The sequence below is a fragment of the Chitinophaga sp. SYP-B3965 genome (assembly GCF_009647655.1).
Classification (GTDB): domain Bacteria; phylum Bacteroidota; class Bacteroidia; order Chitinophagales; family Chitinophagaceae; genus Chitinophaga.
In genome coordinates, this window is record NZ_WJFD01000001.1 from 941,644 (window position 1) to 962,203 (window position 20,560).

A 20,560-nucleotide genomic window follows, 5' to 3' on the forward strand; every position below is an offset into this window, starting at 1 on the left:
GGGTTTTTTGATGTACAGGATCAGTAACTTACTTTCTCCGTCGTAAAGATCACACCATCTTCTCCTTTAAGACTGCATTCTACTTCCAGCGTTTTCCCTTTATCCTCAAAGCGGAACAGTCCGTAGTTTTTGCGCGTTACTAACGCACCTACACGGAGGGAGTTCTTGTTCAGGGTATCATTCACGGAGGAATGCGTCATGCCGCTGGAGGTAAATTCGTATAGGGGATAGCTCATGCCGGGAATGTCTTTTTTAGTGAATTCTCCAATGTGCCTGTCACCAGTGATCAGCATTACGCCTTTGGCTTTTGAATCTGCCAGTAGTTTGTAGAAACGTTGAAGAGAAGAAGGGAAGTTGGCCCACATCTCTGTTCTGTGTTCATTGGGAATGAATTGCAAACCGGAACCGATGATGTGTGCATCTGCTTTGCTGTCCTTCAGTTGTGCTTCTAACCATTTCCATTGTGTTTCGCCTAAGATATCTGCGGTAGCGTTAGGGATATAACCTTTGCTGTCCCTTTCTATCGGGTCCTGGTTGTAACGTACATCCAGCAGGATCACTTTGATGGTTTTTCTGCCTACTTTGTAATTGTAGGAAGTATAGATCCCTTCCTGTTTACGGCGGGGACTGTTCTTTTTCTCACCGAGAAAATCCAGTGCTATTTGCAGGCTTTCTTTCCTTACCGGGTATGTTTTATTGCCATCGTTTTTGCCATAATCATGATCATCCCAGGTGCCGATCACGGGTACTTTTGCCAGTAACTCCTTATAATCTTCCTGTGCCAGCTGGGCATTGTATTTTGCCCTTAATACAGCGGTATCATTAGAATCACCGTAGATATTATCACCCAGCCAGATCCAGAGGTCCGGGTTGTCCTGCATGATCACTTTCCAGAGCGGCTGTGCTTCTGTAGTTTTATTACAGGAGCCGAAGGCAATGGTTAAAATTTTCTTTGGAGGATTAAAAGAACTGGCAGCAACAATGATGCTGATCAATAAAATGTATTTCTTCATATTATTTTGGTTGAATAGAGACTATTGTGGTGTTGCTCTCTTTAATATCTACTTTCACTACTACTGCGGAATTTTTACCATCGTTGTAGTCGTATTGGGCTAATACTTTACCGCCGGTTACGTTGTATTGTCCTTGTTTTAACAGGAACCTGATACGGCCATCGTAGAAATCATGAGGCAGTTCATTTTTAATGTGAACGGTGTTGGAAGAAGCGGCGCCATCATTTGCATTATCATAAGTGGCGGCTACTTTAGGTGTACCGTTATCACCTACCAGGTGGTGCACGTTTACATCATTCGCATGTGTTTTCACCTGCGCGGAAGTCCAGCCGGTGGCGGTATGATGAAAGTTATAGAAAGCAGCACGCTGATGGTCCTGTGCAGTTCCTACTGATAATACATAATAGGGACTTGTCTGCAATGTTTTGGTCTGGTGATTATGCCCTACGATCATCAGGTCACTGCTATCGCCGGTAGCAGTAACGGTGGGAGTGCCTTCAGGTCCATTATAGAAGTGTGCCAATTGTAGTTGGAACTGCACTTTGGGATCTGCTTTTGCTTTGGCGTAATCTGCTTTGGCCCAGGTGAGGTAATCTTCTTCTACTGTCCATTCTGTGTTCAGTACGTAGAAGGAACCCATTCTGAAAGAGAAGGCCCGCTGGCCCATCAGGTGTTCGGTATATTCCTTGCGCCATTCTTTTACAAGGATATAATTCTTCCAGCCGATGTCGTGATTGCCCGTGCTTAATACAAAGGGCACTGTAAGGCCAGCGAGGCCATCCAGAAAACGTTGTACGCGTTGTTTGGCTGTGTCCATTCCACACCAGTAGTTGTATTCGAAATATAAATGCATGTTATCGCCTGTTTGCGCTATGAATCTCGGGTTGATGAGGTTCACTACCGGCGTCATCCACTGGAGGGCATCTTTGCTGCCTACGCCCCATTTCTTGCTGCTCTTGCCTCCGGGCTCCACTGCCTGGTCTTCCGCAATGTGCTGGTCAGACTGGTGCAGGATATAGAAATCCTGTTTAAAGTCCGGCACAATGTTCACGGCTCTTACGGAAACTGCTTTATCATTTCCGTTGCTGATATCCAGCGCCATCAGTTCAGGAGATATTTTAGCGGGGAGGCTTACCGTTAATAACCATCCGTCTTCTGTAGCATGATGTATTCTACCCCATACTGCTTTCTTTACTACGCAGGGCCATGCTTTCAGGTCATTGTGTACACTGGCTTTCCATCCTTTGGATGAAAGTTCCTGTGCACCTTTCATCTCAACCGTGAATTCACCACCGGGTTCTGCAAACACAGGATTGTGCACACGCGGCGTCCATATTTCCATGGGTACAGCAGCCTGTACCATCATGGTGATCATCAAACTTAATACGATCAGTATATTCCTTTTCATTACAATATTTTTTACCAGCCGGCATTTTGCTTCCAGCCTTTTGATTTGATCACTTCATTCTGTGGAATAGGGTACCAGTTCATTTTAGGCGCATACACCCTGTTCTCTACCACTACCGGTACATAGGTGAATACACCGGCATCTGATCTGGTGATCTGTACACCACGCAGCGGTGTACCAAAAAAGTTACCACCTTCTTTCCAGCGGCGTACATCCCAGGAGCGGTGTTCTTCAAAGGCCAGTTCAATGCGCCTTTCATTCTGGATCCGCTTGCGCATTTCCGTTTGGGATAAACCCGGATCAATACCCAGTTGTTTGGATCTTGTGCGTACTCTGTTCAAGTATAGCAGGATATCTGTATTGGTGGGATCTGATTCATTCAGTGCTTCCGCATAGTTGAGATAGATCTCTGCGAGGCGGAATAAAGGCCATGCATGTATCTTAGTCGTGTTCGTTACGAGGTTCACATCTTCGGCCACATTCTTGCGCAGGTAGTATCCTGTTTTAGTGGCTTTATCTACACCTCTTCCATCGCGGCCACCTGTCCATGCTTCCACAGGCCTGCCTTTCCAGGCGGCAGCATTGAGCAGGATGGTTTGTGCCAGCCGATCGTCACGATTGGCGTAAGGAGCTGCGGCGTGTGCTGGGTTATTCCAGTTAAAGGCAGAGCCGTCTTTCATCTCATAGGCGTCTACGAGATTCTGGGAAGGGGTGGTACCACTCTGGCCCTGATCATATCCAACGGGATAGTTATTACGCTCAAAACCATTGGCTGCACCATAACGGCGGGCAAGGATCAACTCCGTGTTGCCGATACTGTTATACAGACCAGGATAACTGGCTAAGAGGGTATAAGCGTTTAGGTCTATCACTGCCTTTGCAGCGGTTGCTGCTTTGGCCCACTTAGTCACATCCGTCGGTTTTACATCTGTCAGATCATCCGGTTGCAAATACAGCGGACTGGCAGCATATAACAGCACACGGCTCTTCAGGGCCAGTGCAGCGCCTTTGGTGATCCTTCCGGACGCATTGGCATCATTGGCTATCCTGCCGGGGAAGATGTTCAGCTTGCCGGCAGCAGAATCACATTGTGCAGCAATGAACTGAATACATTCATCCAGTGAATTCCTTTGAATATCTGATAGTTGATCATCGAGGCTCAGCACTTTGGTGATCAGTGGTACACCGCCATATCTTTTCACCAGTTCAAAATAGCAGTAAGCTCTTAAGAAGGTGGCTTCAGCTTTCCATCTTACCAGGTCGGTGATCCTGTTCTGGTATTCTGTTTGATTGGCAGGGTCCAGTCTTAATGCATCCAGGTTTACCCTGTCTGCATTCTCCAGGAACAAATTGTTCCGCCTGATGCCCTGGTAGAAAAAGCTCCAGGTATCATCCGGGTTAGAGAAACCGTTCCAGCTACCGTTGTTGAAACGTTGGATGGTGGCACTTTCCAATGTGTGTTCTGCATCATCGGTAGCAGCATCCAGCATGGCGCCATTGATCCTGTCGAAACCATCCGGGAGCCAGGCATAAGAACCGTTGATGAACCTTTCTGTGTAAGCATATGATGCAAACACTTGCTGTTCCGACAGTAAGGTGCCGATCTGCCTGTCCAGATAATCTTTTTTACAGCCGAACTGCATGAAGAGCATGCATGTTAGAAGGATGACCGCCTGTAGTTTATATTTCATAATTCGAACTGTTTAAATTTTAGAACTCCACTTTAATACCTGTGCTAACAGAACGGAGGGAAGGATAACCGGCTAATGCTTCCGGGTCCATACCTTTCACTTTATCTATAGAGAACAGGTTATTACCTGTAACATACACGGATGCCTGTTGCAGTTTTATCCTGTTGATCAATGCGGCAGGTAAAGTGTATTTGATCTCCAGCGCACGCAGTTTCATAAATGCACCGTTACGTTGCCAGAAATCAGAGAACCGGTAGTTGTTATCATTCGCACTGGTAGTAAGGCGGGGATAGGTGGCGGTAGTAGCCGTTTCAGGCGTCCATCTGCCTAAAGCTATTTCAGAAACGCCGGCGTTCTGCTGAAAAGCCCATACGCTGGGACCATTGAGATAAACACTTCTGTTACCCACACCCTGGAAGAATGCTTCCAGTTCAAACTGGCGGTATGCGAGGCCCAGTTTAAAGCTGTAGTTCAATTCCGGTATGCTGGATTTGCCCAGTGCCGTGTAATCGTAGATATCTATCAACTTATCATTATTCTGGTCTTTGTATTTGATATCGCCGGGTTTTACCTGTCCGAACTGCGGAACAGGAAGACCTGCTTTCAGTTGACCATCATTTTCAAAATCAGCTGCCTGATAAAGGCCGTCTGATCTTAATCCGAAAGGTTGTCCTACTGCGCGGCCTGTTTGTTTCAGGTAAGCGTAAGGTTGTGCGGCTTCAGACATTTCCAGGATCTTGTTGCGGGAGAACATCACCATACCTTCCAGTGAGTAATGGAAAGATTTAGCGGTATTGCTGTGGTATCCCAGCATGGCTTCAAAGCCGCTGTTCTTTACCTTGCCTATGTTCAGGGAGGGCAATGCCGCGCCTAAAAAGGCGGGCACAGCACCATCCGGGGTTGCAGGTATATCGTAACGTTCTTCTGTAAATACATCGAGTGCAAAGTTCCAGCGGTTACGCAGTGATCCGTCCACCCCAAAATTGGCGGTACGTTTCTTTTCCCAGGTTACATTGGGATTAGCGAGACTGCCTTCTGCCATACCACCTACGCCGTTATTGGCATTGCCGAAATTGTATCCACCCGTCATGAAATAATACTGATCATACATGAACCGTTGTCCACCGATCTGATCGTTCCCGCTCTTGCCGTAAGAAGCCCTGATCTTCAGGAAGCCATCTTTGAATGCAGAACGGAGGAAAGCTTCATCGGAGATGTTCCATCCCAGTGATACAGCGGGGAAGAAACCATACCGTGCAGATGCAGGGAAGTTATCCGTTCCCATCAGGCTGGCGGCAAACTCTGCGGTGTATTTCTTTCTGAAAGTATAAGTAGCCCTTCCTGCATAGTTTAAGTAAGCATAGGGAACATTGTTGCCCGCTATTACATATTTATCCTGCAGGTACATGGCCATGGCGCTGATATCATGTTCACCAAATGTTCCGCTGTAGTTCAGGTTGAACCGTACATTAGAGCGCCTCCACTGCGTACCATATCCTTCGGATGGTGTGAGCGGCGTGTTCTGGCCGATAGCAGTATATACCGTATCGCCATTGGGGTTTTTGCTCATACTTTGCATGGCGAAGGTCCTGTTCTTGGTAGAAGTGCCTGCAAAGAAATTACTGAAGGCAGCAGTACCTTCTGCATATAAACCTTTCAGCAGAAAATCCAGCTCATGGCGCAGGGTAAAGATGCCCTGGAAATTACGGTTGTTATTGCTATACAAACCAGTGCTCAACACGGTGGCTACTGGATTTTTATAAACAGAAGAACCACCATATTCGTTCTTAGGTGTGTATACAGGAAACGCGTTGGGAGGTGTGATATTGAGCATCTCAAATAACTGCGCAGCGGTAGTACCATTCAGTGAAGAACGGTCTTCGATCCTGCCACCCATGTAGAGGGAAGCCGTCAGTCTTTTGGTGACAGCAATATCTACGTTCGTTCTGAAGTTGTATTTGAGGAAGCGGGAATTGGTATTCTGTTTCCTGTCTTTATCCGTATTCCTGTACATGCCTTCGTTGGTGAGTGCATTCAGCAATACAAAGAAGTGAATGCCTTTGCTGCCACCTCTGAAGTTCAGATCAAAGTTCCGGATAGGGGTGCTGCCGCGTAATACTTCCTTATACCAGTCTACATCCGGGTGGAAATAAGGATCGTTGCCGAGGCGGTATGCTTCCAGGTCTGCATCACTATACCGGAGGGGTTTATTTTCATTGGCCAGCGCTTCATTATACAGGTGTGCATAATCGTAAGAACCTAAAGGGTTCTGTACATCTGTGAAACTTTGCCAGCCGGTTTGTGCACTGAAGTTTACACGTGTTCTTCCTTCAACGCCTTTTTTAGTGGTCACCAGCAATACGCCGTTTGCGCCGCGCATGCCATATAATGCCACTGCAGAAGCATCTTTCAGCAGGGAGATGGTTTCTACTTCTTCTGCTACCAATTGATCGAAGGGAGCTTCAAAACCATCCACGATCGTTAACAGTGCGCCACTCCTGTAAGAGCTAGAACCTCTTGCATATAAGGACGGTGCATCATATCCTGGTTCGCTGCTGCCCTGCATCACGGTTAATCCGGCGATCCTTCCATATAAGCCATTGCTTAAAGAAGGTGCAAAGGTTTTTTGCAGATCGTTGCCGGTTGCGGAAGAAATAGCAGCGGTTGTTTTTTTATAAGGTTGTGTGCCGTAGGCAACAGGTATAGTATCGTTCTTCTGGCCATACACTATTGCCGGTAAACAGGTGATGAGAAATGCAGCACAGCTACGCATTATGTTCATGCTATATTATTTTCCAGTTTTTTATTAATTACCAGCCGGGATTTTGTACCAGGTAGCCTTTGAATATTTCTCCGCTGGGGAAAGGATGCAGGTACTCCCTGTTGTTCCACACGCGGTTTTCAAATACCACCGGCAGCCAGGCAGATTCTGTTGTATTGCCGGGGATAGCCGTGATCTTCAGTCCGTAGAAAGCACCTTTCATTACACCTTCATCTCCAGCGATCAGCCAGCGGCGGATATCCCAGAAACGATGTTCTTCAAAGGCGAGTTCTACTGTACGTTCATTCCTTACGCGTTTACGGAATTCTTCTTTGGTGAGCCCGCGGGGCAAAGCCGGCATGTCCACTCTTTTCCTTACTTCATCTACCGCAGCATACGCTTCTTCAGGAGGAGCATTACCTGCTTCATTCAAAGCTTCTGCATAGTTGAGGTATACTTCTCCCAATCTGAACACTACCCAGTTGATGATAAAGGTGGGCGTGCCGGTTGGTGGCAGGTCCCGGGGAATACCTTTGAGCATCCAATGGCCGCCTCTGCAATAAGTATTATGCGGAGCACCGTAGAGGGATATTTTTCCGACAGCGTTATTCCATACATCACCGTGTGCTACGATGGTTTGCCTGAAGCGGGGATCTAATTCGCTGTATTTTTTCAGGAGGTCATTACCACCGGCAGCATTCCAATCCTGCGGTGTGCCGTCTTTCTTTTCATAGTACTTTACAAAGTTCAGCGGAACGGATACACCGCCATCCTGCCAGCTGGTACCAGCCCATGCAGGAAGGATCACCTGGAAGGGGCGTGCGCCTCTTCCCCAGCCGCCGTAAGCTTTGCTGGCCAGGATCACTTCTTTGTTATCAGGCAACGTCCACATCATTTCATAATTGCGGGCAGCGCCATATTCTTTTACGAGGCCAAGACCATTTGCGGCAGCCCAGTCCAGCGTTGCTTTGGAGGCATCTGCTGCTTTCTGCCAGCGGGTTGCATCATAATTGCCGTAGCAGATGAGTTTATTGTTAGTGCCGAAGTCTATGTAAGGGGTGGCTGTATTGAAAATCGGACTGGCCGCATATAATAATGTTCTTGATTTCAATGCCAGCACCGCGCCTTTTGTGGCTCTGCCCAGCATAGCAGCAGCTTGTGCAGAAGGTAAAAGGTCCAGGGCTGCATCACAATCTTTTATGATGAAGTCGATACATTCTTCCAGTGAACTGCGGGGGATGAGGATCTCATCATCTGCATTCAGCCGTTTATCTACGATGGGTACACCACCATAACGTTTAACAGTTTCGAAGTAGAGCAGGGCACGCATGAAAAACGCTTCGCCTTTCACTTGTTTTTTAAACTCTTCCGTAGCACCGGGTACACCGTCTGTTCTTTCCAGCAGGATATTACATCTCCTGATAGCCTGCCAGCGGGAATTCACTCTTTCGTCTTCATCCCAGATGATGTTGTTGTTTGGAATAACACCTGTGTTCCAGCCTTGTGCATTAGTCCAGGTGTTAGCCATGTCTCCCTCATCACAGGCGGCTGCCAGGATGCCTCCGTTCAGGCGGCGTTCCAATGCACCGCTTAATGGATATCCGTTAGGAATAGAAGCCTGGTAAGTACCAGCCACAAATGTTTCCGTTTGCGTCATGCTGGAAAAAATGACATCTTCGGTGATATCCACTCCTGGTGGTTTTTCCAGGTAATCCTTGTTGCAGGAAAGGAAAATGACTGATAGAAAAAGAATAGTTCTTTTCATGATCGCTGATTAAAATTTTATATTAACACCGATGTTATAAATCTTCTGTAAAGGGTAAGCTGTGATCTCCGTATTGCCACCGGCAGAAGGAGATTCCGGATCAAACTCTTTCGCATCACTCCAGGTGAAAAGGTTGGCGCCATTGGCATACATGCGTACGCCGTTCAATCCCCAGCGGCGCATGAGCACACCACGGAAAGTGTAACCGATCTCTGCGTTCTTGAGGCGCAGGTAACTGGCGTCTTTCGTCCAGAAATCAGATTCCTGGAAGTTATGATCTGTATTACGGTTGGGGTTCATAGATAAACGGGGGAAACTGATAGGCAGGCCCTGGTCATACCGTTCCTGCGTCCAGCGGTCCAGGATGTTTTCTTTCGCGCTTTCCTGTCCGTTAATGAAAGGCCATAATGCGCGGCCGAAATACTGCATGGAAACATTCGCTGCGCCCTGGAACAATACGGTAGCATCAAATCCTTTAAAATTACCGCCGAAGGAGATGCCGAATATTTTCTCGGGGATGTTGGCGTAACCAATGGGCACTCTGTCGTCTACATTGATCTTGCCATCGTTATTCACATCTATGTATTTCAGATCACCGGGCTGGATCTTGTTGTTATTCCATTGGCTTACCGGGCGTTTGGGATCATTCACTTCGTCCCATGTATTATAGAAGCCATCTGTGAGCAGGCCCATGAACTGGCCGGCAGCGTTACCTGTGGTATTTTGATACGCGTATGTTTTAGGGGCTTCATCCATGAACAATATTTTGTTACGTGCAAAAGTGTAATTGGCTTTTACCCAATAGCTGAAAGCATTCACTTTTCCTTTGTAACCTATTTCTCCTTCAAAGCCGGCATTCTTCATACGGCCAAGGTTATACGCCGGCAGGTCTGCACCCACAATGGTAGGAATGGTACCGCGGTTAGCGAGGATGTTATTACGGTTTTCCAGGAAGATATCTCCTACAAAGGTCAGCTTGTCCTGGAAGAGGTTTATTTCAAGGCCGAGGTTGCTCTTTTTAGCCCGTTCCCAGGTGAGTAATGGGTTGCCGATCTTGTTCTCTACAGAGCCGCCATACGACTGGTAATTCTGCCCTACAGTGCCATAGTAATAATTGCCGCTGTAACCATAGGAAGAAGGGAGGTAGAGGAAACGTTGTCCGCCTATCTTATCATTCCCTGTTTCACCATATGAACCACGGATCTTCAGGTAACTGATCACGGTATTGGCAGGGAAGAATTTTTCCTGTGAGGCTACCCATCCGAGAGAGATGGCAGGGAATAAACCGAAACGTCTTCCTTTATCAAAGTTCTCTGTACCGTTGTATCCCATGTTCACTTCCGCGAGATAACGGTTATCGTAATTATACGTTACCCTTCCTACCAAACCCTGGTAAGCATTGGGCACAAGTAAAGTAAGGTCTGGTGAATAATATTTGCTTTGGTTGTATAATACGAGGCCGGTAAAAGTATGCCTGCCAAAAGTACGGGAGTAGTTGATACCTGCTTCTGCATATATGCGCCTGTTCTTGGCCATGGCTTCAGCGAAACCCAGCGGGCCTTCTTCCCCTTGTGGAATGAAACGCACGCTATCCTGACTGCTGAGGTCCTTCATGGCAATGTAATACGGGATCTCTTTAGAGCGGGTAATAGCCTGGCTGTAGAAGATATCATAAGCTACGGTTCCATATACAGAGAGCCCTTTGGTAATGAAGTCCAGTTCATGGTTCAGGCGCACGGAGCTGTTCAGATTGCTTCTGAATTGCTGATAGTAACCTGCGCTGAGTAAGGTCCAGAAAGGATTCACCACGGAGGTCTGACCTTGCAGGCGAATTACTTTGCCATCTATTAATCCGGGAGAACCCAGTGGGTTTGTCCAGGAGATATCGCGCCAGATGGTGGCAGCAGAGTTACCGGGATAGTTCCTGTCTTCTATCTGCGCAGCCATTTGCACATTGGCGGTAAAACGTTTGGTGATGGTGAAGTCCAGGTTGGAACGGAAATTATAACGCGTGTTCTTTGCGTTTGTACTGAAATCAGGACTTAGTTCAGAGTACTTATATATTCCCTGCTGGTTAAGATAACCTGCGGAAATAAAATACTGTACACGATCACCGCCACCACTGATGTTGAGGTTATGTTGTGTTTGCATGGAATAATCCCGCAGGAAGATGTCCATCCATCTTGTGTTAGGGTGGAAGATGGGATCAGAGCCTGTTTTGTAAGCTTCAATATCTGCTTCGCTGAACCTGGGATTGTAAGGAGAACCTGTGATATAGGTGTCGTTCTTCAATGCTTCGTTGTACAGGCGGGAATAGTCGTAACTATCCAGATAGTCCGGCAGGAGGGTGGGTGTTTGAAAGGCCACGTTGCCTGTGTAACTCATGGAAGGCGGTGATCCTTTTTTTCCTCTGCGTGTGGTGATCAGGATCACACCGTTTGCACCTCTTACGCCATAGATGGCGGTGGCGGATGCATCCTTGAGAATGCTTACGGATTCTATTTCATTCGGATCAATGCTATTGTATTCCGGGCGTTCAATACCATCTATCATGATGAGTGGGTCCGCGCTACCATTGAAGGTACCTGTACCACGGATCCTGATGGTGGATTGATCACTGCCCGGTTCGCCGCTGCGTTGCACAGCTATCACACCAGGCAGCATGCCCACCAGTAGATTGCTCACGTTGGCCTGTGGTCTTTGCAGCAGTTCTTTTGTGCCGATGGAAGAGATGGCAGCTGTTACGCTGATCTTCTTCTGCTTTCCGAAACCTACCACCACTACTTCATTCATAGGGTCTGTAAATACCTGCAGGCGAACGTTAAAATTCTTTCTGCCGCTAACGGTTAAGTCCTGTGTGAGGTAACCGATATAAGAAAAGGTAAGTGTGGCAGAGGAAGGTGCTTTAATGCTGAAGTTACCTTTGTCGTTAGTGATGGTACCGTTGCTGCTGTTCTTTATCCGGATGTTCACACCGGGTAATGGTTCGCCGGCAGCGGATGTAACAGTACCTGTTATCAGCGTGTCTGCCACAACAGGCGCAGCGGTGAATGTTTTTTCTTTCGCTTTCACCACTACATTGTTATCTACAATGCTGTACGTTAATGGCTGACCGCTGAAACAAATGTCCAGCGCCTGTTTCAGGGAAGCATCCTGCACATTCACATTAACGGTTTTGGCTGTTTGCAGTGTTTCTTCTGTGTACACGAAGAGATAACCTGTTTGTTTCCGGATATCCTTAAATACTTTATCCAGCGGTGCATCTTTGTAGACCAGTGTTATTTTTACCTGTGCAATGCTCATGGCCGCCGCCTGCATGCAGAACAGGAATAACAACAGGAACATAATGGGCATAGGTTGGCCCGAAACTTTGTAGAAAGTTTTCAATTTCATCTGTCTTGTTTAAGTATTTTTTTTTGAGATCTACGGCAGTACGGTGATCTTCCTTCCTTCTGTTCTGAAACGGGCGCCTCCCGTCATTTCAAGCGTTTTAAGCACTTTTGTGATGTCTGCATTCCTGGAGATAGTACCTGTGAAATGATGCGTAGGTTGGCCTTCATACACAATGTCCAGGTCATACCATCTTTCCAGTTGTTTCATCACAACAGCAATCTTTTCGCCGCTGAAATGGAAGTAGCCATTTTTCCAGGCCACCTGTTCTTCCACATCCACCTGCCGTACTTTGATGTTCTTATTGCCGGATAATACAGCGGCCTGTTGCCCGGGCGCTAATACTACAGACTGTTCCTGCAGTGTTACGCGTACAGCGCCTTCCAGCAAAGTTGTTCTGATGTTGGCTTCATCTTCATAAGCCTTGATATTAAAATGTGTACCCAGTACGGTTACTTCCATTCCATTCACCGTGGCAATGAATGGACTGAGTTTATTTTTTGCTACTTCGAAGTAGGCTTCGCCAGTTAGTTCAACGCGGCGTTCTTTTCCTGAAAATTCAGTAGGGAAGCGGAGGGAAGAGGCTGCATTCAGCCATACTTTACTGCCGTCCGGTAATACTACCTGGTATTCTCCACCCCGTGGTGTTCTGATGGTATTATATAAAGTAATGCTAGATGTGGTGGTTTGCTGATCGTAGACCAACTCCCCTTCATCCTGTTTAACAATATTGGTATGCCCCTGCATGGTGAGCTTTCCTTTCTGTGCATCGTCCAGCGTAATGCTGCTGCCATCTGCCAGGGTGAGGATCGCTTTTTTGCCACCCGGAACAATGGGTGTTTGTTTTGCTATAACCGGTGTTTCCTTTTTGGCGGAAGGCTTCAGCAGGTAAAAGGTAGCGGCAGTTCCCAGCAATACCACCACGGAGGCTGCTTTGAACCAGGTACGCCTGTAAACGGGAATGATCACTGTTGCTGTTGTCAATCCTGCCTTTTGGAAGATCCGTTGTTTCATCTGATCAGCCAGTGCGTTCTTCTCTTCTATGCTGCGTTCTGCCAATACATCCGCTCTGTCGTCAAAGGCATCGTAATACTCTTCCACGAATTGTTTTTCCTTTTCGGTGCTTTGGCCGGAAAGGTAATTCCTGATGAGATTGATAAACGATTTCTTCATACCATCTTGTACCGGGAAATGTTAAAACTCCCAAAAAAAAGAAAAATAATTTTAGTGATGTACGCTGGAAGCTACAATCAGCAGCAGCTGAATGGCAATATGGGCGTGGAGACTTTGCACTGCGGTACCCAATTGATTCTGAACGGTTTTCTGAGAGATGTTCAGTTGTAAGGCGATCTCTTTGGTAGAGCGTTCCTGTTCAAAATGAAGTAAGAATATTTCACGGCGTTTACGGGGAAGTTCTTCCATCCAGGCGTGGATGATACGGGAGAGTTCTTTTTCCCTGATCTTCCCGTCTGCATTTAAATAAGATATGATAACAGATTCAAAGGGATCTGTAAATGCGTCTGTTGTGCTGCGTTTGTTAATGAGTTTCAATACCTGGAAACGTACGGCAGTATGGAGGTAGGCACCCAGGTTCTCTATGGCCAGTGTTTCCCTTCTCGTCCACAGATCTGTAAACACATCCTGTACCACATCCTTGCATTGATCTTCATTCCGCAGCCTTTTATAAGCTGCATTATATAAGGACTCCCAGTAGCTTGCATAGAGCGTTTCAAATGCTTCTGCATTACTCTGAGACAGTAACTGCAACAGGTGTTGTTCGTTATATGTTGGTATAGCAGCCAAGGTGGTTGAATGATTACACTGTAAAAGTAGTGGTAAAAGACAATGCAGTTTTTTGGAATGATATTTATTAACGCGGATTTAATAAAGATAGAAAAAAGGCCGGTAAAAACTACCGGCCTGAAAAAAAAGAACATTCACACGACAACTTCCACCCCTCTGAACTGATCTGCTTCGGGGTGTCCACCCGGTTTATACCGTTGGGTATCTTTTTCGTACCATGATTTATGGCCCTGGATCATCAGGTTATTATGATGGATGAATTCTTTTACTTTCTCGTTATGGATGCCAAAGTGCGGCATATGGTTGCAGAGGTTGATGTATTCGTCTACATCCGCCTGGTGGATCCTTACGGCTTCTGCAAATGCTTCTTCCCGGGATATTTTATATTCATGCTGCACTACCATGATGATGTTCATAATGTCTTTATCTTCTTCTTTCCAGATAGAGAAGTAATCATTACACCAGGCTACGATGCGGCAGGTGAGGTCCGCCAGGCGGCGCATGAGCGGATGATAGATCACTTCCCTGGGGAAGGTGTATCCTATCACTACTTCCGCAAATGAAACCAGGGGATATACATCTACTGCTTTCATACGGATCTCCATGTATTCGCGGAGGCTGGGGGAGTGGAGTCTTGCTTTAAAGGGCGCTTCTTCCACCATACCCTGCACATATTCTCCCATGCTGTTGGAAAAGCGGGCCAGCCAGTTAGTGGGCATGAATTGCGCGAATGAATCCCGCATGGCGGCCAGTTGCCAGAAGATGGCATTTTCTTCTTTCAGGGGTGGTGCACCTATCAGGATATCTTCCACCCGGTGTTTTAATCGTTTTAACTGGTCAATGGTACAGTGTTCATGGTAATCATCAAAGGCAATGCCCCAGAGGGAATTCATGTTTAAGGGAGTTAGCCTTTCCCGGCTGGCCAAAGGAAAGAAACGCGCAGTGATATGCCCTAAGCGGGTCTTTTCGTACTTGCGCTTAATGTCTTTAGGTATACAGTCATAGGAATGCAGCAACCAGGTATTGATCTCTTCTTCCAGCTCGTCAACATAGGGACTGATCAGATCCGGCCATGGGTAGTGCAAACGTGGACGTTCTTGTAGATCTTGGTGCATTTGACATAGTTTACGCGTGATGAAATTCTGGCTATAAACTAGATTGGAGAATTAAATTTAGTAAATCCCGGTTAACAATTGCTTAACATTAACATGTGGGCGTTTCAATTGTTAATACGATGTATATTGAATAAATTAATATAATAGATTGAGGTGCTTAATTCGTTTATATTCATAAATAATAATGATATATTAAACAAGTATGAAATAATAATAAAGAAATGTATTTTACTTCGGCAGGAAAGTAAATATTAGTTAATACTACATGTGACGAAAGGACGCACATGAACCACCATATATCATGATCAGTGTCACCGCTGCCATACAGCAAATTGCGGCTTGCCGAACCAGCTGGGGTACAGAGAGTTTACCATTGGAACAAGCTGTGGGCCGTGTATTAGCTGAGCCAATAACAGCCGACCGGGATTATCCTCCCTTTAACCGTTCCCTTCGTGATGGATTTGCCATCCGCATCAGTGATTATCTCAGTGCCAAAAAGAAACTCTTTCCCATCAGTTCCAGTGAGGAGATCTTGCCGGGTCATGTGATCAGGATCCAGAACGGCGCCATCCTGCCGGCGGAAATGGATGCGGTGATAGGAGCGGAGGATGTGGAAGAAAAGAACGGAAATGTATCTGTTTCCAATAATCATATCAGGGAGTATCAGCATGTTATCCGGAAAGGAGAGAATGCACGGGCGGGCGATAGCATGCTGGAACCGGGCTGCCGTTTGCAGTTTCAGCACCTGGGGCTTTTAGCGTCGCTGGGTATGCAACACATTACCGTTTACCGCCCGCCGAAAGTAGTGATCATTTCTATGGGAAGTGAATTACGGGTATCCGGTGCTACGGTGAATGAAGAGCAGTTGCGGGAAACCAACAGTTATACCTTTACCGGTTTACTGGCGCAATATGGCATTCCTGTAACGTCCAGCCTGGTGGTATCGGAAGAGGCTTTTGAACAGGCGGTCACCGATTCGCTGGATGCAGACCTGTTATTGATCAGTGGTGGTTTAACGACGGTGGATTCCTCGGTACTGCCCAGGATATTGCAGGATTGCGGAGTGGAGCAGGTGTTTTTCAGGGTGCGGGCAATACCCTGCAAGCCGTTCTGGTTTGGGTATAGTCCTACCAAAACAAGGGTGATGTTATTTCCGAAAAATGTTTTCTCCGTACAGGCAGGCGCCAAGTTATTCCTGGAATCGTATATCCGTGCCTGCTGGAACCTGCCCATGGTAAAACCATGGCTGCTGCCTTTCCTTGATTACAAAGCGGCGGTGCATACATTAGATGAAATAGTACCTGCTGTACTAACGAATAAAAATGGTCTAAGAGTCAGAGCAACACCTGCATCCGGTGCCGGAGATATCACTGCGGCGGCCCAGACGGATGGTATTTTTCTGCACAGCACAGATACAGGAAACCTTGAACCAGGTTCACTCGTTCCCTTTTATCCATGGGTAGATAATTCTTAGTTATTTAAACAAACGGATCTTCATACTCAATCCAAAATTGCCATCCACATTGGATTTAATACCGGCTGTTTGTGATGTATAAGATGCCTGTACTTCCACGGTGTTCTTGAACTGGAACCCAACACCAGCCGTAAAGCTTTTGCTGGTATGGTACATGGCAAACAGGCTGGCGAAACCCTTAGCCAGTTTCACATTACCACCGATGTCAATAATACTCTTATAACCTCTTACAGCGCGGAAAGCTACCATTGGTTCAAAGGAATTGATCTGCTCGTGATTGGTACCTATCTTATAACTCGCTGCAGCATAGAAGGTAGAAGTATTACGCGTTTCCACATCGTTCTTATTCTGGAACATGCTCACCATATTAGGCATGGCAGCCTGCAAAGTGAAACGTTCATTCACATACGTTAGTCCGAAATCAGATTCGAAGAAGTTATCCCGGCTGTTATAGAGCGGAAGGGAGGGATCATCCATATCGCCGATCACTTTGGAAGGGATGGCCCGTTTATTATCCAGCGCCATGGTTAAACCCAGGTGGAGGTATTCATTCTTTGCTTCATTCAGTGCCACGTGATAAGCATAGGTAACACCCACCCGCGTGCGGTTGAGGATACCTGCCTGGTCATTGAATATCGTAAGCCCAACGCCCATTTTTTTATCTATCTGGTAGTCTGCCGTGATCAGTTTCGTAACAGGGCCATCCTTTACTTCCGTCCATTGCTTGCGGTAGCTGATGTTTACGTTAAGCCCTGTGTCTATCCCCGCCATGGCAGGGTTGCCCAGGAAAGGGTTGAGAAAGTACTGGGAAGCCAGCGGATCCTGCTGGGCATTGCCATTACCAAAGTGTTGTGCTTTTGTGATCACTGGTAACAGTGCCGGTAAAAGTATCAGGGAGAGTTTGTAGAAATATGTTTTCATCCGGTATAGGATTTAATAGGTTTATCTGTTGCGGTCTCTGATCAGGGTAATAGTGCCTTTGAATAAGTTGAGTCCGGCCCCGAAGTCTATCACATAGAAGTAAACACCTTCTGAGAGTAATTCTCCGCTGGACGTTTTGCCATCCCATTCGTTGCTGTAATTCCGTTTATAATAAACTACACGGCCGGAACGGTCCAGGATGCGTACTTCATTATTACCATGCGCGGGGAGGTTGCGGATGATCCATTTGTCGTTCTTCCCATCTCCGTTAGGGGTAACGAGGTTGGTGGCTTCCACGTGGTTAGTCACCTCGTATACGTCTGCTACCACTATCAGGAAAGACTTTTCCAGTGTACCGCCAACGGCATCTGTACATCTTACGCGGATGAAGTAGTTCTCTTTTGTTTCATAGTCAAATACCTCCTTGGCCTTCAATGCATTGCCGGTGATGGTGAAGGAGTTATTATCGGTATCATCTGCTCCTTCTGCGAGGGCATAGGTACATACGCCGGATGCAGGATCTGATGCAAATGAGCCGATCACCTGGCCTATAGCATTGTTCTCATGAATGTGCGTGATATCTAACTGAAGGAGGGTTGGTATCTGGCCTGCCCTTGCCAGGGTGACCTGTAGTAGTATGGTAAAAGCCATTAATACAAGCACTTGTACCATTTTTTGCGGTAAAAATGTTTTCATCAGGATAGGTTTTTTTGATGTATAGGGCTGCGAATGGGACCCCTATTCCAGGTGTCCCACGTTTAGGAACAAATATATTAAATATTTATATCAATAAACAAAATAAATATATGTACTGAAGGCAGAGAGGTGGATTTTATTTTTGAGAATGGCAGTATTTGTTCCTAGAGAGGATATTAATATCTGCTTTTTGTAAAGGATATCTCATAGCAATACCGGCTCTTAGAACGGATACCCAATAGCAATATTCAAGATCAAATTCTCCTTCCGCCAATCCGGGTCTCCAAAGGCGATCTGTTTGAATACCCAGCGTTCTTTTTCCGGCAGCCAGGGTTTGCGGAGCGGGAAGGCGATATCGAACCGGATCAGGAGGATGGAGGCATCTATCCGGATACCCAGACCGGTACCCACCGCAAGTTCTTTCAGGAAGCGGTTGGTTTTGAACACCTTCAGTTCCTGTGATGTAGAGTCTGTTTTCCCCAGCCAGATATTACCGGCGTCTACAAAAGCAGCAAATTCTACCAGTTTGCCGGGTTTATATCGTAGCTCGGAATTGCCTTCCAGTTTGATATCTCCTGCGGCATTGGCCAGTAACTTGTTTGTGAGAGTACTGGTATCCTTGAAAGAACCCGGGCCTAAGGTACGGGCGCGGAATGCACGCAAACTATTACTTCCTCCATTAAAGAACTGTTTCACAAAAGGCATGGTGATGGAATTACCATAGGCAATACCATAACCGGCAAATAAGCGGTTCACCCAGCGGAAGTTATCGGATAGTTTGAAATAGTGACGGCCGTCTATAGAGAACCGCAGGTACTGAGAGAAGTCGTTATTGACGATGGTCTTATTTCCTTCCGGCTGTTTTTTAGCAAAGAGGCCTACCAGGTTCCCGGCTATATCCGTATTAAAATAAGCATAGAAGCTGTGATACTTTTCAGGGGACTGGTTATTATAAGTTAATGTATAATTACTTCCCAGGATGAACTGTTTGGAAATGGATTGTGCCAGTGCCGGGTCCAGTGCTTTTTGAATCTTGAATTCATCCGATTCGCTGGATGGCAGTACATATGTAATAGCCACCGGGTACAATGCATGATCCAGGAATTTGGTTTGCTTCCATATATAACCGTATTGCAGGTTGAATGCGTTCAGGTTATATAAGTTAGGCCTGCTCAGCATTTCATATCCAATGCTGAACCGTGTTCTGGGTACATAAGGTGTACGGGGATTGAACCGGATAACAGGGGTGAAGAAGCGTGGCACCGTAAGTGCAACTTCTGCATTGAGGCTATACGCATTCGTTGATACCTGCGTTGTTTTGCCGCCTACCTGCGTTTCAAATCCTCCTCCGAGTGAGACCTCCAGCAAATTAGCCTTATGTTGAAAGTTCCTGTTCTTAGCAGAAATCTTCAATTGCGATCCTACAAAACTGTTGGATTTGGAGGTGCCGGATATTTCTGCCTGTAGCGAACGTTTAGGGTAGGGGGTTAGGAAGAAGCGTGCATAGAGCAGGCTGCTGTCCCGCGCCGGCCTGAAGTTGCCCCGCACGAATTTGAAGGTGCCCAGGTTCACCAGTCTTTGCAAAGTGATGTTGTGCGAACTTAACCTGTACATACTATCCCTTTGCAAGAACACCGTTCTGTCAAACACGATCGGTTTAAACAAAGAGTCCGGATCTATGATCGTGAAGTTGTGGTATTGTACGCCCTGGCTGAATTGCTGTGCGCTGTCTTTTGCCAGGTCATAGTTGGTGAAGAGTTCCACGTTCTTCATGTAATATTGGCGGAGTGCAGTGGGTGGTGTTGTTTTTTTGATGGCGAGGTAAAGGTCTACCTGTTGTTTTCCCAGTGAACTATCTATGCGTACGAGTAAATAATCAGGCGTGAAGTAATAGAACCCGTTCTCCTTCAGGAAATCATGGATCCTTTCTCTTTCTTCTACTATTTTATCAAGGCTGTAATTAGCGCCGGGTTTCAATACTGTTTTTCCGGTGGTAAGCATGATGTGATGACCTAACAAACCGGTATCTGTATCAAACCGCACGCGGCGGATGGTATATCGTACATCAGGTGTGGCGGTGAAAGTAATGCTTGCTTTCTTTTTGCCTTTGTTTTTTATTTCGTGTTCAGTTTCTGCATTGAAATAACCATTGTCTTCCAGGTAGCTGGTGAGGATATCATCTGTTCTCTCTACTTTCACCTGGCTCAGCAGCACCGGGGCTTCTCCCCATTTCTTACGCAGCAGGTAGTTCAATCCTTTTCCTTTAGGTTCATTGCCCAGATTGTACAGCCATAGTTTCATGGGCATGCCCAGGAACTTACGATTCGGCAAAGGCCTGATCCGTTCTTCCATGCCGGTTTTAAGTATGCTGTAATCCTTCGGCTTCTTCTTGTCTGCCCACTTTACATCTGCGCCTGTATACAACTTGTCTCCCTCCGGTACTGTACGTGTTGTAGAGCATGCTGCGAGGAACAGGATGCTTATTACAAATGGTATGTATCGTGCTGATCTGATCATGATGCT

The 20,560-nt window shown here is 46.5% G+C and carries 13 protein-coding genes; 1 reads left to right on the forward strand and 12 read right to left on the reverse strand.

Features of this window, described 5'->3' with window-relative positions; translation table 11 throughout:
* Positions 1 to 20: 20 nt before the first annotated feature.
* The 9 genes from GFS24_RS03695 to GFS24_RS03735 form a co-directional block, all read right to left on the reverse strand.
* Positions 21 to 1,013: an alkaline phosphatase D family protein gene (locus GFS24_RS03695; protein WP_153658219.1), complete on the reverse strand. Its 993-nt coding sequence runs from the start codon at positions 1,011 to 1,013 to the stop codon at positions 21 to 23.
* 1 nt (position 1,014) lies between these two features.
* Complete coding sequence (locus GFS24_RS03700; RefSeq protein ID WP_153658220.1) at positions 1,015 to 2,421, reverse strand: metallophosphoesterase; 1,407 nt, start codon at positions 2,419 to 2,421, stop codon at positions 1,015 to 1,017.
* An 11-nt stretch (positions 2,422 to 2,432) separates the two neighbouring features.
* Positions 2,433 to 4,112 carry a RagB/SusD family nutrient uptake outer membrane protein gene (locus GFS24_RS03705; RefSeq protein ID WP_216647350.1) on the reverse strand — a complete coding sequence of 560 codons (1,680 nt, stop codon included), beginning with the start codon at positions 4,110 to 4,112 and terminating at the stop codon, positions 2,433 to 2,435.
* Positions 4,113 to 4,131: 19 nt separating this feature from the next.
* The gene (locus GFS24_RS03710) at positions 4,132 to 6,894 is read right to left on the reverse strand and encodes a SusC/RagA family TonB-linked outer membrane protein (protein ID WP_153658221.1); all 2,763 of its coding nucleotides are present in this window, start codon (positions 6,892 to 6,894) and stop codon (positions 4,132 to 4,134) included.
* 28 nt (positions 6,895 to 6,922) lie between these two features.
* Positions 6,923 to 8,638, reverse strand: coding sequence for a RagB/SusD family nutrient uptake outer membrane protein (locus tag GFS24_RS03715; protein WP_153658222.1), 1,716 nt, complete (start codon positions 8,636 to 8,638; stop codon positions 6,923 to 6,925).
* A 9-nt stretch (positions 8,639 to 8,647) separates the two neighbouring features.
* Positions 8,648 to 12,031 carry a TonB-dependent receptor gene (locus tag GFS24_RS03720; RefSeq protein ID WP_216647351.1) on the reverse strand — a complete coding sequence of 1,128 codons (3,384 nt, stop codon included), beginning with the start codon at positions 12,029 to 12,031 and terminating at the stop codon, positions 8,648 to 8,650.
* 30 nt (positions 12,032 to 12,061) lie between these two features.
* On the reverse strand, positions 12,062 to 13,201 hold the full coding sequence (locus tag GFS24_RS03725; RefSeq protein ID WP_153658223.1) for a FecR family protein: 1,140 nt from the start codon (positions 13,199 to 13,201) through the stop codon (positions 12,062 to 12,064).
* A gap of 51 nt (positions 13,202 to 13,252) precedes the next feature.
* Positions 13,253 to 13,831, reverse strand: coding sequence for an RNA polymerase sigma factor (locus GFS24_RS03730; RefSeq protein WP_216647352.1), 579 nt, complete (start codon positions 13,829 to 13,831; stop codon positions 13,253 to 13,255).
* Between the two features lie 134 nt (positions 13,832 to 13,965).
* Positions 13,966 to 14,946, reverse strand: coding sequence for a hypothetical protein (locus GFS24_RS03735; protein ID WP_153658224.1), 981 nt, complete (start codon positions 14,944 to 14,946; stop codon positions 13,966 to 13,968).
* A 301-nt stretch (positions 14,947 to 15,247) separates the two neighbouring features.
* On the opposite strand from GFS24_RS03735, the gene GFS24_RS03740 reads away from it, so the two are divergent.
* Positions 15,248 to 16,420 (forward strand): molybdopterin molybdotransferase MoeA, encoded by a 1,173-nt coding sequence (locus GFS24_RS03740; protein ID WP_153658225.1) that lies wholly within the window; start codon positions 15,248 to 15,250, stop codon positions 16,418 to 16,420.
* On the opposite strand, the gene GFS24_RS03745 is transcribed toward GFS24_RS03740, so the two are convergent.
* The 3 genes from GFS24_RS03745 to GFS24_RS03755 all read right to left on the reverse strand — a co-directional run bounded on the left by GFS24_RS03745 (position 16,421) and on the right by GFS24_RS03755 (position 20,554).
* Positions 16,421 to 17,341, reverse strand: coding sequence for a PorP/SprF family type IX secretion system membrane protein (locus GFS24_RS03745; RefSeq protein WP_153658226.1), 921 nt, complete (start codon positions 17,339 to 17,341; stop codon positions 16,421 to 16,423). It lies immediately after the preceding gene.
* 21 nt (positions 17,342 to 17,362) lie between these two features.
* Positions 17,363 to 18,037, reverse strand: coding sequence for a gliding motility-associated C-terminal domain-containing protein (locus GFS24_RS03750; RefSeq protein ID WP_153658227.1), 675 nt, complete (start codon positions 18,035 to 18,037; stop codon positions 17,363 to 17,365).
* 222 nt (positions 18,038 to 18,259) lie between these two features.
* Positions 18,260 to 20,554 (reverse strand): BamA/TamA family outer membrane protein, encoded by a 2,295-nt coding sequence (locus GFS24_RS03755; RefSeq protein ID WP_153658228.1) that lies wholly within the window; start codon positions 20,552 to 20,554, stop codon positions 18,260 to 18,262.
* Positions 20,555 to 20,560: the final 6 nt, after the last annotated feature.

Excerpts from the sequence above, each read along its gene's own strand:
- GFS24_RS03695 (WP_153658219.1), bottom strand. The coding sequence starts at position 1,013 with ATGAAGAAATACATTTTATTGATCAGCATCATTGTTGCTGCCAGTTCT.
- GFS24_RS03700 (WP_153658220.1), bottom strand. The coding sequence starts at position 2,421 with ATGAAAAGGAATATACTGATCGTATTAAGTTTGATGATCACCATGATG.
- GFS24_RS03705 (WP_216647350.1), bottom strand. The coding sequence starts at position 4,112 with ATGAAATATAAACTACAGGCGGTCATCCTTCTAACATGCATGCTCTTC.
- GFS24_RS03710 (WP_153658221.1), bottom strand. The coding sequence starts at position 6,894 with ATGAACATAATGCGTAGCTGTGCTGCATTTCTCATCACCTGTTTACCG.
- GFS24_RS03715 (WP_153658222.1), bottom strand. The coding sequence starts at position 8,638 with ATGAAAAGAACTATTCTTTTTCTATCAGTCATTTTCCTTTCCTGCAAC.
- GFS24_RS03720 (WP_216647351.1), bottom strand. The coding sequence starts at position 12,031 with ATGAAATTGAAAACTTTCTACAAAGTTTCGGGCCAACCTATGCCCATT.
- GFS24_RS03725 (WP_153658223.1), bottom strand. The coding sequence starts at position 13,201 with ATGAAGAAATCGTTTATCAATCTCATCAGGAATTACCTTTCCGGCCAA.
- GFS24_RS03735 (WP_153658224.1), bottom strand. The coding sequence starts at position 14,946 with ATGCACCAAGATCTACAAGAACGTCCACGTTTGCACTACCCATGGCCG.
- GFS24_RS03740 (WP_153658225.1), top strand. The coding sequence starts at position 15,248 with ATGATCAGTGTCACCGCTGCCATACAGCAAATTGCGGCTTGCCGAACC.
- GFS24_RS03745 (WP_153658226.1), bottom strand. The coding sequence starts at position 17,341 with ATGAAAACATATTTCTACAAACTCTCCCTGATACTTTTACCGGCACTG.
- GFS24_RS03750 (WP_153658227.1), bottom strand. The coding sequence starts at position 18,037 with ATGAAAACATTTTTACCGCAAAAAATGGTACAAGTGCTTGTATTAATG.
- GFS24_RS03755 (WP_153658228.1), bottom strand. The coding sequence starts at position 20,554 with ATGATCAGATCAGCACGATACATACCATTTGTAATAAGCATCCTGTTC.